We start from the raw sequence: 17,327 nt of genomic DNA on the forward strand, positions 1-17,327 counted from the left end.
TTAAAATTTAATTAAACTAAAACGGTAAATCATCATCTTCTTCATTACCTACATTTGGTGGTGTATGATTAGGAGCTCCTTGAGTAGGCACCACATTTGGTTGTGCATTGTTTGGATCTTTTTTCGTTGATAAAAACGTCATGTCTTGTACATGAATTTCGGTTGTATACCTTTTTTGTCCATCAACTTCATACTGTCGTGTTTTTATACGCCCTTCACAATACACTCGATCTCCTTTAGTTAAGTATTTTTCACAAATTTCTGCTAGTTTATTACGTACAACTACATTATGCCATTCAACATTTGTTATTCTTTCTCCTGTTTGTCGGTTGGTGTAGGTTTCATTGGTTGCTAAAGGAAATCGCCCTATTGAATTTCCTCCTTCAAAATAATGCATTTTAACCTCATCACCTAAATGCCCTATTAAAATGACTTTATTTATTGTTCCTGCCATAGCATTATAATTTTGCGTAAAATCAAATATACAAATTTTAAGATTCTTTGCTTAAATATTCCTCTAAAAACTTATCAATTAACACTGGTACTGGATATTTTTTTACTACAGTCCAATCCATCGTTTGTTCATTAACTTTCCTAGTTTTTACTATCCAAAACTTAGTAATTAGGTGTTGATGCGATAGTTTATGAATAATATCTTCAGTATTAAAAAGAGAAATTGTAGTTTCTTCTGGAAAAAGCATTGTAAACTGTTTATTTTTCACTAATTCTTCTTCGCTTGTTTTCTTTTGTGTCTCCACTAAAGGAAATTGATACAATCCTTGCCAAATACCTTTACCCTTTCGCTCTTCTAAAACAGTTTTATTTTCTTCTGTTATTGGAACCAAATAATTAAAATATCTTTTTTTAATTTTTGTTTTTTTCTCTTTTACTGGAAGCTCTTTTATTTGATTTTTTGCTAAAGCCACACAGCCATTAGCTAATGGGCATTTATTACACAGAGGATTTTGAGGTTTACAATGCATCGCTCCAAAATCCATTATAGCTTGATTATACACATCCGGTTGTGAGGTATCAATAAGTGTTTGCGCCAACTCTTTAAACTCTTTAATTCCCTTAGTAGAATTTATAGGGGTACTTATGCCGAAATAACGAGAAAGAACTCTGTACACATTACCATCAACAACAGCAACTGGTTCTTTAAAACAAATGGAAGCAATAGCTGAAGCCGTATAATCTCCCACGCCTTTTAACTTAATCAACTCTTTGTACGAACTAGGAAACATACCTTTTAATTCATTTGCCACGAATTTAGCTGTAAAATGTAAATTTCTCGCCCTAGAATAGTAACCTAAACCTTGCCATAATTTTAACACTTCACTTTCATCTGCTTTTGCTAAATCAAACACTGTTGGAAATGCCTTTGTAAACTTTAAGTAATAAGGCAAACCTTGATCTACTCTGGTTTGTTGTAGCATTATTTCACTCAACCAAATAAAATAAGGATTCTTTGTCTCTCTCCAAGGAAGACTCCTTTTATTCTCACCATACCAACAAATCAATTTAAAAACCAAAAAAAAACACTATTTAAATTAAAAAAAACACAACAAACAAAAACACAATTACATTATAACTACTTAAAACAACAAAAAACAAACAAAAACATAATTTAGTTAGTTTTTTTTTACAAAAAAGTAGGGTAAAAATACTTTAAACTGTTATTACTTCTGATAATGAAGGGGAAAATTTATTTTTTTCCGGGTACTAATTTAAATAATTTAATTAATGAAATCTAAATTCATGCTAACACTATTTATAGTGTTACTTGGGCGAATAACATACGCTCAAGAAAAAAGTATTTCTGGTACAATTTCCGACACAACTGGACCTCTTCCTGGTGTTACTGTTTTAATTAAAAACACAACCAAAGGAACAGAAACAGATTTTGATGGAAATTATACCATTAGAGTAAATCAAGGAGATGTACTTGTTTTCAGTTTTATTGGAAAAAAGACTACTGAAGTAAAAGTACTAAACCAATCCGTAATTAATTTAGTATTAGAAGATGACGCTAACATTCTTAATGAAGTAGAAGTTATCGCTACTGGTTACGACAAAATAAACAAAAAAACCTTTACGGGTTCCGCCGTCTCTGTAGGGATAGATGATCTTAAATTAGATGGAGTTGTAGATGTAACTCGCATGTTAGAAGGTAGAGTTGCAGGGGTTAACATTCAAAACCTTTCAGGAACATTCGGTACTGCTCCAAACATTACCATTAGAGGGTCTTCTTCTATTTTTGGAAACAACACACCTTTGTATGTAATTGATGGTGTGGTACAAGAAGATGTTATTGAACAAAACCTAGATCAATTAACATCTGGTGACCCTTCAACCTTAATCAGCTCATCTATAGCAGGTATAAATGCCAATGATATTAAAAAAATAGATATTTTAAAAGATGCTTCAGCTACATCTATTTATGGTGCTAGAGCAAGAAATGGTGTAGTAGTAATAACTACTAAGTCTGGTAGAAAAGATTCTCCTTTAAAACTTAATTATAACCTAGAACAAACAATACGCGACATACCTTCGTATAGTAATTTTGATTTATTAAACTCTAAAGAAAGTATGGCTATTTTTAGAGAAAATGAAAGTAGGGGTTTTTTTCAATTACCTAGCGTTTCTAGAGGCAGATATGGTGGTGTTTATTATATTAGAGCTACTGCTTTAGATAATTACAATGAATCTACTGGAATGTTTGAACTAGGAAATACTCCTGAAGCTAGAGAAGCTTTTTTACGTAAGTATGAGCTAGCTAATACTGACTGGTTTAAAACATTATTTAGAAATAGCTCTTTAATGCAAAACCACTCTTTAAGTCTTTCTGGTGGTAGTGAAAATAATTCTTACTATGCTTCTGTGAGTCTTTTGCATGATCCGGGATGGACGATTGCTGATAAGGTAACTCGTTTTACAACTAACTTAAAAAATACGTTCTATTTTTCTGATAAGTTTAATGCTACTCTTGCTGTTAACGCATCCATAAGAAAACAAAAAGCACCAGGTACATTCAGCAGAGAATCAGATCCAGTAACAGGAGACATATCTCGTGAATTTGATATCAACCCTTTTAGTTACGCTCTTAATACCTCTAGAACATTAAGACCATATAACGATACTGGAGGTTATGAGTATTATAGAAACAACTGGGCTGACTTTAATATATTAGAAGAGTTAGCTAACAACTCTATTGACATCAACCAAAGAGATATTCGATTCCAATTAGATGCATCTTATAAAATAACAGACAACATTACTTACGATTTTAATGGTGCTGGTCGTTTTGTTAATACCGTAAGAGAACATAACGTTAGAGAAAATTCAAATGTTGTAAGAGCTTATAATGCTGATTCTTCAACTGTTTTAAGAGATGATAATATATTTTTATATCAAGACCCTACAGATTCTGATGCTTTACCTGTTGCGGTTTTACCAAACGGTGGTATCTATTTTAAAAACGACGACTACTTAACGACTTTTTATGCTAGAAATAGTTTTAAGTACGACAATACGTTTAATGAAAAACATAATTTTAATGCATTGTTAGGTCAAGAGATAAGATTTGTAAATAGAAATTCAGACAGGTTTACAGGATATGGATTACAATACGACAATGGTTTAACAGCATTCACAGACCCTAGAATTCTTGAAAAACTGATAAATGGAGGCGAAGCTTATTTTGGATTAACTAAAGAAAGAGAAAGAACAGTAGCTTTCTTTGGTAAGGCAACTTATTCTTATGACGATAAATATGTTTTCTCTTTAACAGGAAGATATGATGGGTCTAACAGACAAGGGCGCAGTAGTAGCTCAAGGTGGTTACCAACAGGAACTGTTAGTGCTAAATGGAACGCTAGTAAAGAGTCTTTCTTAGAAAACTCTAACACTTTTAGTAACTTACAGTTTAGAACTTCATATGGTTTAGTGGCAACTCCTGGTAACGCAACAAATGCATTAGCTATATTTACAAGTCAAATAGCAGACAGACTTTTACCAGCAGATAGAGAAAACTTCTTAAATATAACTGCATTACAAAATTCTGAGTTAACATGGGAAAAGCAATATGAATTAAACTTTGGTGTCGACTTAGGCTTATTCAACAATAGAGTTAATTTAATAACAGATGTTTACAAAAGAGATATATTTGATAATATTGATTTTGTAAGAACTTCTGGTATCGGTGGGCAATTTATAAAACAAGGAAATAACGCAGATGTTGAAACTTATGGTATAGAATTTACTTTAGACACTAAAAACATAGTAACAGATAACTTTACATGGTCTTCTAACATTAATTTCTCATATTTTGATCAAGAAATTACAAAATTAGACAATACACCTATTGCTTTTGATTTAGTAGACCAAACTGGAGGTAATGTTGTAGGGTACCCTATCAACTCAATGTTTTCTTTTCAATTTGCAGGTTTAAATAACGAAGGATTACCACAGTTTATAAATAAAGATGGTGAAGTAGCTTCTGTTTTAGACTTTCAAAACAACGAAAACTTAACTGACTACTTAAAACACGAAGGTTCTGTAAACCCTAATATATCAGTTGGTTTTTCTAACAATTTCACTTACAAAAACTGGGATTTAGGAGTATTGATAACTGGTAGCGGAGGAAATAAAGTAAGGTTAAACCCTGTATTTAGCTCTACTTATTCTGATACAAGCATTTTTTCTAAGAGTCATGTAAACAGATGGCTTAACCCTGGAGATGAGAATATAACCAACATCCCTGTATTACCAGACCCTTCTGCTTTTCAAAGAAACTCAAACTTAAGAACGGTTTATAATGCTTACAACTATTCTACTGAGCGAGTAGCAGATGGGGATTTTTTACGTATGAAAAACATTTCATTAGGATATAAGTTTAATAATGAACTAGTTGAAAAACTAGGCCTTTCACATTTAAAAGTTAAATTTCAAGGAACAAACTTGTTTTTATTATACTCTGACTCTAAACTTAACGGTCAAGATCCAGAATTCTATCAAACAGGTGGAGTTGCATTACCAATTACTAGGCAATATACTTTTTCATTAAATTTAGGATTTTAACAAAATAATAGTATGATTAAAAATAAAATAAACAAAGTTATACTATATGCTACATTAGCCTTTACTTTTGTAGGATGTAGTGAATACTTATCTGAATTACCAGATAACAGAACATTAATTGATTCTCCTGATAAAGTTTCTCAATTAATTACAGCAGCATATCCAGATCAAGATTATGCACTAATGGCAGAAATAATGTCTGACAATGCTGATGATAAAGGTAATGTTTCAAATGTTGAACAATTAGATCTACAACTATATCAATGGCAAGACTCTAATTTAGAAGAAAGAGGCTCTCCTGTTAACTATTGGAATTCTTGTTATGAAGCAATTTCACAAGCAAACCAAGCATTAGCTTCTATTGAAGAATTAAAAAATAAGTTTGACTTAAATGCTCAAAAAGGTGAAGCTTTAATTGCTAGAGCTTATGCTCATTTTATGTTAGTTAATTTTTGGGCAAAACACTATGATGCTAATACAGCTTCTACCGACCTAGGAATTCCTTACGTATTAGAACCTGAAACTGTTCTTTTTAAAACCTACAAAAGAAATACAGTTCAAGAAGTATACGATCTTATTGAGAAAGATTTAATTAAAGGACTTTCAATGGTTGGTGATAATTATAACTCTCCTAAGTTTCATTTCACTAAAGATGCTGCTAATGCCTTTGCTGCTAGATTTTATTTATACAAAGGTCAATGGGATAAAGTAATTGAGCATGCAGATAAAGTAGTTACCAATCCTGTTTCTGAAGCTAGAAATATGGTTGCTTATGGAAATATGAATTTAACAGGAATAAGAATGTTATATAATAGTGTTGACGAGCCTGCCAATTTATTAATCATTTCTACAAACTCAATATGGGCAAGAAGACATAGATCTTCACGATTTGGGTTATCGGTAGACAAAATAAGACCTCAATTATTTACAGGATCATCAAATCCATTTAAAAAGAATTGGGCTTATGACACATATAGATCTAATCAGTACACTTATTTTACTCCAAAATATAACGAATATTTCAAGTATACAAATGAAAGTGCTGGTATCGGCTTACCTTATTTAGCACAAACAATGTTTGATAAAGACGAAGTAATACTAAATAGAGCAGAAGCATCTGTTATGTTAGAAAATTATAATGAAGCCTTAAATTACTTAAACGCTTACATAGGAAACAAAACAGAAACCTATGATCCTAAAACCGATATACTAACAGAAAGCTTAATTCAGTCAGAATATCCTGTTATTGCTAATGAGTACACACCAGCTTATGGCTTAAATGATAAGCAAACCTCTTTCATTAAAGCTATAGCTGAGTTTAAAAGAAGACAGTTTTACCACGAAGGCTTCCGTTGGTTCGATGTAAGACGTTTTAACCTAAGTATTACACACGAACTAGATAATGGTTCAAATGTTGTGCTTGAAAAACAGGATTTAAGAAAACAATTACAAATACCTTTAACAGCTCAAAACGGAGGTTTACAGCAAAATCCAAGATAAAACAAACAGTATGAAAAAAATAAACAAATTATTATTAGGTATTGGCGTGCTGGGATTAATTTGCTCATCATGCACAACAAAGGAGGAAGATTTGGGTTCAAGTAATATAAATATTTCTACACCTGTACTGAATGAAACCGACAAGTGGTTACGAGATAATTATACTACACCCTATAACATAGAGGTTTCTTACAAATGGGGGCCAGGGAAAGTTGATTTAAACAGATATTTACACCCACCTAAGATAGAGAATGTTAGACCTGCAATGGAGGCTATTAAAGCAGTTTGGGTTGAACCTTACTCACAATTAGGAGGTGAAAACTTTATTAAAAATATAGCACCTAGAGAAATTCTTTTAGTGGGTGGACAAAACATAAACCCAGGTGGAGCAACTTCTGTTTTAGGTTTAGCCGAAAGTGGAATGCGAATCGTGTTTTTTGAAGTAGATAATCAAGACTATAAAAACAAAGATCAATTAATACAATTCATTGGAACAATTCAACATGAATATATACATATTTTAAACCAAAGAATTCCCTTTGATGAGATAGCTTATAGAAACATTACTCCGTCTGATTACACAGGGCAATGGTTCGAGATATCTGATGCTGAGGCTAGAGAATTAGGGTTTATTTCTGCTTATGCAAGAGCAAACGAACATGAAGATTTTGCTGAAATGATAAACGCTATGCTATCTTCAAACAAAGCAGATTATGATGCAAAAGTAAACGGTATTACAAGCACTAAAGCAAAAGAAGATATCAGAAAAAAGGAAGCTATTGTAGTTAAATACTACAAAGATAATTTTAATATAGACTTGTATGAACTACAAGAGTTAGTAGCAAAAAATGTTGATGAATTCACTAAATAATTAAAATGATAAAAAAACATATAACTAAAATACGTGTGCTTTTGGCTTTATTTACTCTATCTCTTTTTATTACATCTTGTAATGAAAATAAAGAAGAGGAGTTATTTAATCAATCGCCAACCGAACGTATGAATCAAAGAGAGAAAGAATTAAGAGATTTACTTCTTTCTTCAGAACACGGATGGAAAACAGTATACTTTACTGATAATAATAACCTAGGAGGATATACTTTCTTATTTGATTTTTTAGATGAATCTAGAGTTAGAACAATAGGTAACTTTAATAATAATATTTCACCAGTTGAAAGTGAATATACCATAGGTTTAAACACTACAACAACTTTAATTTTCACAACAAAAAGTGAACTTCATGAATTATCAGATTCTGGTAACTCAGCTCCATTGCCTAATTTTGGTGGTAGTGGATATAAAGGTGATTTTAACTTTATGTACTACGGTGTTGAAAACGATGAAATTGTTTTTAGAACTTCTAGAGATTTTGTTGAGGTGAGATTTAAAAAAGCTACAGAAGAAGATTGGACAGATTTTCAAAAGTACCAAGACATGAAAGATTTCCTTAATAGTTCTTCTGGTCATTTAGCTTATGAAAATAATGGAACTGTTCACAATTTTTCTTATATCGGAAACGATGAAATAAGGTTTGCTACAAACCTTGAAGGTAATTCTTCGTTGAACTTCGGAGTAGGCTTCACGTCTAGTGGCATCGAAATTTCACCGGCGATTGATGTTAACGGAACAAAATATTCTGAGTTTACATTAAATGAAACGGAAAATAAATACACTTCGGCTGATGGAAGCTTTTCTATTTCTATAGTGTCTAGTCCTATCGACATGACTGTTACTTGGACTACAGCTGCTAGACCTGCATTTAGTAATCAAGAATTTATTGATACTTTTAACACAGTAAAACCTATCCACGACTCGTTATTTCCTTCTTTCCCTTTAAATGACATATATCTTCTTGGTGAAGGTGAGATTACATTTTTAATAGGCTCTACTTCTGGTGTACATGGCATGTCTTTTTCTGGTGTCTTAGGCAATAAAGATTTATTAGCTATAGGTAAATTAGCCCCTGGTAGAAACTGGAGTTTACTACCACATTTAAATCCTCTAGTTGATTTATTAGTGAATAAATCTCCTTATAAAGTGCAGTTAATAAACCCTGATACTGCCATTTTAACAAGTGATGGCGACCCTAACTTTGTGTTTACAATAGTTAAATAAAAGCTTGTTCTCATTAAACTTACCCAAAAAACAATTGTTTTTTGGGTTTTTTATTCTTATTTTTTCCGGAATGAATTAATTATCATATATTTGCACCCTCAATTTTTTAAAAGAAAACAAACAAAATATATTTATAATGACAAAAGCAGATATCGTATCTAAGATTTCAGATAAGAGCGGAATTGAAAAAGCAGATGTTTTAGCCACTGTTGAAGCATTTATGGAAGAGGTAAAAGATGCATTAGAGAATGGTGACAATGTATATTTAAGAGGTTTTGGTAGCTTCATTATTAAAACTAGAGCAGAAAAAACTGGTAGAAACATTTCTAAAAATACAACTATCAAAATTCCTGCACACAACATACCTGCTTTTAAGCCTTCTAAAGTATTTACCGAAGGGGTAAAAACAAAAGTAGCTGTAAAATAATTAAAAAAGTATTAACCCAAAACCTTCAATAAAAGGTTTTACAAAACATTTTAACTATGCCAAGTGGTAAAAAAAGAAAGAGAGCTAAAATCTCTACACACAAAAGAAAGAAAAGAGCAAGAGCAAATCGCCATAAGAAAAAGTAAGCAGTAGCTTACTTTTTCGTTGCTTTTATAAATTACGTTCATTGACATTAAGGTTTTAACACCTTAAATGGTATAAACAACATACCTGTTTACAAATTTTAATCCGTCTTCGTAAAAATTTACGATGGCACAAAACCATATTCAGAATGAAAACAGAATTAATAATTCGTTCCAATTCTTCTGATATTGATTTCGCCTTACTTAGAGATGGTAAACTTATTGAGTTAAACAAAGAAACGAGCGATCATAATTTTTCAGTCGGTGATATTTTCCTTGCTAAAATAGGAAAGGTAATGACTGGTTTAAATGCCGCTTTTGTAAATGTTGGTTATCCTAAAGATGGTTTTTTACACTATCACGATTTAGGTCCACAAGTACAATCTTTAAATAAATTCATTAAAAAAGTAAGCACAGGTAATTACAAAGAATTCACTTTAAAAAACTTTCGTTTTGAAGAAGATATCAATAAAGACGGAAGTATTAACGATGTACTAAAATCAGGTCAAAATTTATTAGTACAAATTGTAAAAGAACCAATATCTACCAAAGGTCCGCGTATTAGTTCGGAACTTTCTATTGCAGGTAGGTTTTTAGTTTTAGTTCCTTTTTCTAACCGCATATCGGTATCACAGAAAATAGCAGATCCGAAAGAAAAGGAACGTTTAAAAAAATTAGCAAAAAGTATCAGACCAAAAGGGTTTGGACTTATTTTACGTACTGTTGCCGAAGGTAAAAAGGTAGCAGAACTTGACAAAGATTTACAAAACTCACTTGATAGATGGAAAACTATGTGCAAACGCATAGCTAATAATAATACTCCTACAAAAATATTAAGTGAATTAAACAGAGCATCTTCTATTTTAAGAGATGTTATGAACGATTCTTTTACAAGTATTGTAACCAACGATGAAACCTTAAAAGTTGAAATTAAAGAGTACTTACAAGAAATATATCCTGAAAAGGAAAATATTGTAAGACATCATCGTTCTGATGTTCCTATTTTTGAAAAATATGGCATTGAACGACAAATTAAAACATCGTTTGGAAAAACAGTTTCAATGAGTAAAGGAGCTTATTTAGTTATTGAGCATACAGAAGCTTTACATGTTATAGATGTGAATAGTGGTAATCGCTCTAACAAATCCTTAAACCAAGAAGAAACTGCTTTAGAAGTCAATTTAATTGCTGCCAGTGAAATAGCTCGTCAATTACAATTACGAGACATGGGTGGAATTATTGTTGTTGACTTTATTGATATGAAGTCTGCAGAAAATAGACAAAAACTATATCAACATTTAAAAGATGTAATGTCTTTAGACCGTACTAAACATAAAATTTTACCTCCAAGTAAGTTTGGCTTAGTACAAATTACAAGACAACGTGTACGACCTGAATTAGAAATAAAAACACGTGAACCAAACCCTAATAAAAATGGAGAAGTTGAAGCTCCTATTGTTTTATTAGATAAAATAGAATCAGAATTAGAACGTATACTTAATAGCGGCAAAAAATATAAAGAAATCACATTAAATGTGCATCCGTTTATAGCTGCCTATTTAACAAAAGGCGTTAATTCAATTCGTTTTAAATGGTTTATTCAACACAAAAAGTGGATTAAAATATTACCTCGAGATGCTTACCAATACTTACAGTATAAGTTTTATTTGAAAAAAAACAAAAAAAGTAAGTAAGGCAATCTTATTATGAAATAAAAATCCCATATCGTTTTGATATGGGATTTTTTTATTTTTAGAACCAAAAACCTAAATTAAACAACCAATAATGATCTGAATGATCAGGAGACCATGTGTATTTTAATTCTATAGGACCTAAAAATGTTTCTACACTGTACCCTATAGCATATCCTGATTTGGTGTTTTTAAACAAATCTCCATCCTCAAATATATCTTCTTCAACACGAGCATAATTTGCTATAAACATTGCATAATGTTTTTTATAAACCTCATAGCGTAAGTTAAATTCAGATCTTAAATAAGACTGATTGTTTAGCCCACCTGTATCGTATCCATACATTGGAATAAAATTATTAATATAATTTTGATTATATCCGCCCAAACGATAGTCAAATATTTCAAACGATTTTTTTCCGAGCGTATATCCTGCTTGTGAAGTATATTGAAATGTCAATTTATCATAAAAAGTAGTTGCAAACCCCAACGTACCACCCAATTGTGAAAACTGATGGAAAGGTTCACTACCTTGTATTAATTCATCCAGTCTATTATCTCTATCAGACCATATAAACCACTTAAAACCTATATCTGCATAAAACCCTTTTGTTGGAAACATCTCTTTGTTATAGGTGTCTAATTTTAAAAAAGCGAAAGTGTTTATATAATTGCTTTTATCAAAAAAATCTTCTTTTCCTTCAGTAGAAATGTTTTTTGTTCTTGCATTAATATTTTTATGTTCTGTTCCTACACCTATTGCAAACTTTTTATCAAATGTTGTTTGTAAATATAAAGAGGTTGAAAAATCTCTATACTTTCCATTTATAATCCCTTTATTATATAAAAAATCACTATTAAAAGTATTATACCTTGTTCTTATTCCATAACTTGGAGATAACCCATTATCAATGAAATACTCTAAATTATACCTTATTTTATCACCAACTCCTACATCTAATGAAAGTTCATCATTCTGGAAAAGCAGCTTTTTATGATTATAATTAAGTAGTACTGCTGATTTGTATAGTAAATCATAATGTAAACCTAGTCTTAAAAAAGATTGTATTTTTTCTTCCTTTACAGTTATCTCTAATTTTTTTCCTTGAAAAGATTTTTCAAAATGATAATCTATTCTTTTAAAGTTTTTTGAAGCTGTTAATGTGTTTATTTTTTTAGAAATTTCTTTGTAAGACACACTATCTCCTTCACGTAGCTGTAGCTTTCCTAAAATATAATTATTAGTATAGTTTTTATTACCCTTTATAATAATTCTATCAACTAAAAACCTTTTTCTTTTTGGTGATATTTTTAGTCTTCTATTCTTTTTAGTTTGCATCTTAGCAATACTATCAAAAACCACTCTATACATTTTAGCTGTTTTTTCTCCTTCTTCTAAAATTTCTTTCTTAGCATCAAACGAAATAACACTGTAGTCAATTACATTTGGTTTTATGTAAACATCTAACAGTTCAACCTGTTGGTCTGATTTCTGATACATTTGAAAATTAATTATTTGCATTAACAGAGAGGCCACAGAAGTTAATTCTTCTCTTTTCAATAATTCTCCTTGTACACTAACTCCAATAATTATATCAACACCTTTCTTTTTCATTACATCAACAGGAAAGTTATTAACTACACCGCCATCAACCAATAATTTATTGTCTATATCTACTGGATTTAACAACGAAGGAAAAGCAGCACTTGCTCTTAAAGCCAACGGTAATGAGCCATTCTCTAACACTTCTTCTTCACCTGTTTCTATATTTGTTCCTATACAATAAAAAGGTATTGGTAGTTTAGAAAAATCTGTAATATCATCAACTGGCGCTAATAACTCTGTTAAAAAATTCAACACGTTTTGCCCTTTTGACAAACCCAAAGGCAAGCCTAAACTTCCTTTTTTTATAGGTAACGAAACAGCATATTTTTCTCCATGTTCTTTATTAAAAAAAGGCTTTTGTCTTCTAGAAACTTTATCTTGTAATAAATCTATAAAATTAGTTTCTAAGACAGCCTCTTCTATTTGTTTGGCTGTATAACCAGAAGCATATAAGCCTCCTACTATAGACCCCATACTTGTACCACCTATATAATCTACTTGTACACCTGCTTTTTCAAGCTCTTTTAAAATCCCTATGTGCGCAATCCCTTTTGCACCTCCACCACTTAATACCAGTCCTACTTTAGGTTGGTTTTGCGCCAACATAAATGTTGGCAGCAGTAATAAAATTAATAACTTTTTCATTCCCCTTTTTTATGATAGTGTTTGTATATTTTTTGAGCCCTAGCATTCCCAACCACTTCTTTTAATTCTTCAAAAGTAGCTGATTTTACTCTTTTAGCTGATTTAAACTTACGCAGTAAGTTTGTAATAGTTTGCTTTCCTACATCTGGAATTTGCTCTAATTCTGATTGTATAGCACTTTTACTTCTTTTGTTTCTATGGAAAGTAATTCCAAAACGGTGAGCTTCGTTACGTAGGTACTGAATTATTTTAAGTGTTTCTGATTTTTTATCTAGATATAGCGGAATAGGGTCTCCAGGATAAAAAACCTCTTCTAATCTTTTTGCAATACCAATTATAGCTATTTTACCCCTTAAACCTAAAGCATCTAAACTCTTTAAGGCTGAAGATAACTGTCCTTTACCTCCATCAATCACTATTAACTGTGGTAGTGGTTGATTTTCATCTAATAATCGTTTATATCTTCGATATACGACTTCTTCCATAGAAGCAAAATCATCAGGGCCTTCAACTGTTTTAATATTAAAATGACGATAGTCTTTTTTACTCGGTTTTCCATCTTTAAAAACCACACACGCAGCAACAGGGTTTGTTCCTTGTATATTTGAGTTATCAAAACATTCAATATGACGTGGTTCTTTTCTTAGTCTTAAATCTTTTTGCATTTGTGCCATGATTCTTTTTACATGACGATCAGGGTCTACAATCTTTATTTGCTTAAACTGTTCTTGACGATAAAACTTTGCATTACGTTCAGACAATTCAACAATACGCTTTTTGTCTCCTAATTTAGGTATGGTTACTTTAATATCTTTACCAACATTTACTTTAAAAGGAACAAAAATTTCTCTTGATAACGAGTTAAATCGTTGACGAGTTTCAATAATAAACAACTCTAAAAGTTCTTTATCTGTCTCTTCTAGTTTTTTCTTAATTTCTGTGGTATAGGATTGTACAATTGAACCGTTCATTATCTTGAAAAAGTTTGCATATCCATGCGATTCATCAGAAATAATAGAAAACACATCCACGTTATTAATTGATGGATTCACTATTGTTGATTTGGCTTGATAGTTTTGTAAAGAAGCTAACTTTTCTTTGATTTTTTGTGCTTCTTCAAATCGCATATCTGCAGCTAAATCAAACATTATTTTTTCAAACTGCTGTAAACTTTCTTTAAAATTTCCTTTTATGATATTTCGAATTGCTCTGATGTCCTCTAAATAATCCTCTTCACTTTGGTATGCTTCACAAGGGCCTTTACAATTACCTAAATGATATTCTAAACAAACTTTATACTTATCAGCATCAATCTTTTCTTGACTTAAATCATAATTACAAGTGCGTAGCGGATATAGTTCTTTAATCAAGTCTAACAATGCATATACAGTTCGTACATTAGTATAAGGTCCAAAATACTCCGATCCATCTTTAACAACTCTTCTTGTAGAAAATATACGAGGAAATCGCTCTTTCTTTATACAAATCCACGGATATGTTTTATCATCTTTTAACAAAACATTGTATCTAGGTTTATACTTCTTTATAAGATTATTTTCAAGAAGTAGCGCATCTGTTTCAGTATCAACTACCACATGCTCTATTCGAACAATTTTTTTTACTAGAACTCGTGTTTTACCATTCTCATGATTTTTAGTAAAGTACGATGAAACTCGTTTCTTTAAATTCTTCGCTTTTCCAACATAAATAATTGTATCATCTTTATCAAAATATTGATAAACTCCTGGTGAGTTCGGTAGTGTTTGTACTTGAAGTTCGAGTGATGTTGGCATACTACGAAAATACGATTTTTTACCCTTTTAAAAGGGTATGATTTTTAGTTTTACTACCTTTACAATATGAGCAAACTCATAGATAATTTTGGAAGACAAATTAGCTACGTTCGTTTAGCAGTAACCGACCGCTGTAACTTACGTTGTCAATATTGTATGCCTGCTCAAGGAATTGATATTGTTCCAAGAAAAGAGCTACTTACCTACAAAGAAATGTACCGAATAATTCGAGTACTTACTGAGTTGGGTGTTAACAAAGTTCGTTTAACAGGTGGAGAACCTTTTGTTAGAAAAGATTTTGTTTCTTTTTTAGAAATGTTATCGTATAATGATTTGTTAGAGGATATTAATATCACGACCAACGGAGCGCTTATTTCCAAACACATCAAAACGATAGAAAACCTTAAAAAGGTAAAGAATATCAATTTAAGCATTGATAGTTTACACCCTGAAAAGTTTGCTAAAATTACCCGTAGAGATGTTTTCCCAGAAGTATATAAAACCTTTGAGTTATTAGAAAAAAGTTCGTTGAATTTAAAACTGAATGTAGTTGTTCAGTCTGGATTTAACACTGATGAAATTAACAATTTTGTGCAGCTTACTAAAGACAAGGATATTGCAGTTCGTTTTATTGAAGAAATGCCTTTTAATGGTAGAGGACAACGAAATGCAGAAGAGGTTTGGAACTACCACAAAATCTTAGATGAAATCCAGTCTCAGTTCACTGTAACTAAGCTCCCCTCAAAAAAATCATCTACTTCTAGAAATTTTTCTATAGAAAATCATAGAGGAACTATAGGAATTATTCCTGCATTCACTCGTACTATCTGTAATGATTGCAACCGAATAAGAATTACATCAACAGGAGCTTTTAAGAACTGTTTGTTTGATGATGGCGTTTTCAACTTACGTGACTTTATTAGAAATGGTGCAAGCAATGAAAACTTAAAAGCCTTGTTTTTATCATTGATAAAAGAAAAACCTGAAAATGGTTTTGTTGCTGAGGCAAATAGAAAAGGAAACGTAACCGAAAGTATGAGTACGATTGGGGGGTAATTTCAATGTATCAATTAGATAATTTGAAAAATGTAACAATTAAACTTTTTAACAGTTACACTTTAACATATGATAACAGTAGAAGAAGCCAAACATATAATTTTAGAAAACACACAAGATTTCGGAATTGAAGAAGTTCCATTTTTAGAAGCTGTCGGAAGAGTTTTAAAGGAAGATATTGTTGCCGATAGAGATTTTCCTCCATTCAACCGAGTGGCAATGGATGGTATTGCTATCAATCATCGTTTTTTTGAACACGGTGTTCGCGATTTTAAAATTGAAGGAATCCAAGCTGCTGGAAGTCCACAACAAACACTAGATAATGCAGCCAACTGCTATGAGGTAATGACAGGAGCTGTATTACCTAACAATACTGACACGGTAATTCGCTATGAAGATGTTGATATTAATACGTTAGTAGCCACTATTACTATTGATGAAATTAAAGAAGGACAAAACATACACACACAGGGTTCTGATAAAAGTGAAGGTACAATTCTAATAAAAAAGAACACTATAATTTCTGCTGCTGAAATTGGAGTATTAGCTACTGTAGGTAAAGCCACTGTTAAAGTTGCCAAGCAACCTAAAGTAATGATTGTTTCTACAGGTGATGAATTGGTTGATGTAAATGAATATCCGTTAGACCACCAAATTCGTAGAAGCAATGTATACACATTAGTTTCCTTATTGAACGATTTAAAAATCCCAGCAGATACAGCTCATATTACTGATGAAAAACAAGTTTTAAAAGAAAATATAGCGTCTTTTCTACAAGAATATGACGTGCTTTTATTTAGTGGTGCTGTTAGTAAAGGTAAGTTTGATTTTTTACCCGAAGTTTTAGATGAATTGGGTGTTAAAAAATTATTCCATAGAGTTTCACAAAGACCAGGAAAACCTTTTTGGGCTGGTGTTACCGATAACTGCAAAGTGTTTGCTTTTCCTGGAAATCCAGTTTCAACCTTTGTAAATTGTTTGGTCTATTTTTATCCTTGGTATTATAAATCTATAGGTGTACAACAAGAAAAACAAACAGCAACTTTAGCAAAAGACATTACTTTTAAACCTAATCTAAGCTGTTTTTTACAAGTAAAATTAACCTCGGAAAACGGACAAGTATACGCAACTCCAATACAAGGAAATGGCTCTGGTGATTTAGCTAGTTTGGTCGAGGCTGATGGTTTTATTGAACTCCCAAAAACTGAAGAGATAGAATTTAAAAAAGGAAGTGTTTTTCCGATACTAACGTATCGGGGTTTTTAATTATTA

The 17,327-nt window shown here is 31.4% G+C and carries 12 protein-coding genes; 8 read left to right on the top strand and 4 right to left on the bottom strand.

Annotated features, from left to right (window positions below; translation table 11 throughout):
* Positions 1 to 16: 16 nt before the first annotated feature.
* Together AC3VJB_RS11950 and mutY are read right to left on the bottom strand one after the other, a co-directional pair.
* Positions 17 to 454 carry a single-stranded DNA-binding protein gene (locus AC3VJB_RS11950; protein WP_047787984.1) on the bottom strand — a complete coding sequence of 146 codons (438 nt, stop codon included), beginning with the start codon at positions 452 to 454 and terminating at the stop codon, positions 17 to 19.
* 37 nt (positions 455 to 491) lie between these two features.
* Positions 492 to 1,532: an A/G-specific adenine glycosylase gene (gene mutY / locus AC3VJB_RS11955; protein ID WP_159509305.1), complete on the bottom strand. Its 1,041-nt coding sequence runs from the start codon at positions 1,530 to 1,532 to the stop codon at positions 492 to 494.
* A gap of 211 nt (positions 1,533 to 1,743) precedes the next feature.
* On the opposite strand from mutY, the gene AC3VJB_RS11960 reads away from it, so the two are divergent.
* From AC3VJB_RS11960 to AC3VJB_RS11985, 6 genes are all read left to right on the top strand, one after another.
* Positions 1,744 to 5,079 (top strand): SusC/RagA family TonB-linked outer membrane protein, encoded by a 3,336-nt coding sequence (locus AC3VJB_RS11960; RefSeq protein ID WP_073182308.1) that lies wholly within the window; start codon positions 1,744 to 1,746, stop codon positions 5,077 to 5,079.
* A 12-nt stretch (positions 5,080 to 5,091) separates the two neighbouring features.
* On the top strand, positions 5,092 to 6,579 hold the full coding sequence (locus AC3VJB_RS11965; protein WP_159611121.1) for a RagB/SusD family nutrient uptake outer membrane protein: 1,488 nt from the start codon (positions 5,092 to 5,094) through the stop codon (positions 6,577 to 6,579).
* 10 nt (positions 6,580 to 6,589) lie between these two features.
* A complete protein-coding gene (locus AC3VJB_RS11970) occupies positions 6,590 to 7,450 on the top strand; it encodes a substrate import-associated zinc metallohydrolase lipoprotein (RefSeq protein ID WP_073182310.1) in 861 nt (286 codons plus the stop codon).
* A gap of 5 nt (positions 7,451 to 7,455) precedes the next feature.
* Positions 7,456 to 8,694 (top strand): DUF4302 domain-containing protein, encoded by a 1,239-nt coding sequence (locus tag AC3VJB_RS11975; RefSeq protein WP_497667186.1) that lies wholly within the window; start codon positions 7,456 to 7,458, stop codon positions 8,692 to 8,694.
* Positions 8,695 to 8,830: 136 nt separating this feature from the next.
* Positions 8,831 to 9,121: an HU family DNA-binding protein gene (locus tag AC3VJB_RS11980; protein WP_047787990.1), complete on the top strand. Its 291-nt coding sequence runs from the start codon at positions 8,831 to 8,833 to the stop codon at positions 9,119 to 9,121.
* A 292-nt stretch (positions 9,122 to 9,413) separates the two neighbouring features.
* Positions 9,414 to 10,958, top strand: coding sequence for an Rne/Rng family ribonuclease (locus AC3VJB_RS11985; protein WP_349264756.1), 1,545 nt, complete (start codon positions 9,414 to 9,416; stop codon positions 10,956 to 10,958).
* 58 nt (positions 10,959 to 11,016) lie between these two features.
* Here AC3VJB_RS11985 and AC3VJB_RS11990 read toward each other — a convergent pair whose 3' ends face one another.
* Together AC3VJB_RS11990 and uvrC are read right to left on the bottom strand one after the other, a co-directional pair.
* Entirely contained in the window at positions 11,017 to 13,206 is a 2,190-nt protein-coding gene (locus AC3VJB_RS11990) for a patatin-like phospholipase family protein (protein WP_253679323.1), read from the bottom strand.
* Positions 13,203 to 14,999 carry an excinuclease ABC subunit UvrC gene (gene uvrC / locus AC3VJB_RS11995; RefSeq protein ID WP_464838582.1) on the bottom strand — a complete coding sequence of 599 codons (1,797 nt, stop codon included), beginning with the start codon at positions 14,997 to 14,999 and terminating at the stop codon, positions 13,203 to 13,205. The genes AC3VJB_RS11990 and uvrC overlap by 4 nt, the downstream gene beginning before the upstream one ends.
* A 66-nt stretch (positions 15,000 to 15,065) precedes the next feature.
* Between uvrC and moaA the strand changes: the two genes are divergently transcribed.
* Together moaA and AC3VJB_RS12005 are read left to right on the top strand one after the other, a co-directional pair.
* Entirely contained in the window at positions 15,066 to 16,055 is a 990-nt protein-coding gene (gene moaA / locus AC3VJB_RS12000) for a GTP 3',8-cyclase MoaA (protein WP_497667187.1), read from the top strand.
* A gap of 69 nt (positions 16,056 to 16,124) precedes the next feature.
* Positions 16,125 to 17,321 carry a molybdopterin molybdotransferase MoeA gene (locus tag AC3VJB_RS12005; protein ID WP_497667188.1) on the top strand — a complete coding sequence of 399 codons (1,197 nt, stop codon included), beginning with the start codon at positions 16,125 to 16,127 and terminating at the stop codon, positions 17,319 to 17,321.
* Positions 17,322 to 17,327 lie beyond the last annotated feature (6 nt).

This window comes from Tenacibaculum sp. TB-53 (assembly GCF_059716285.2).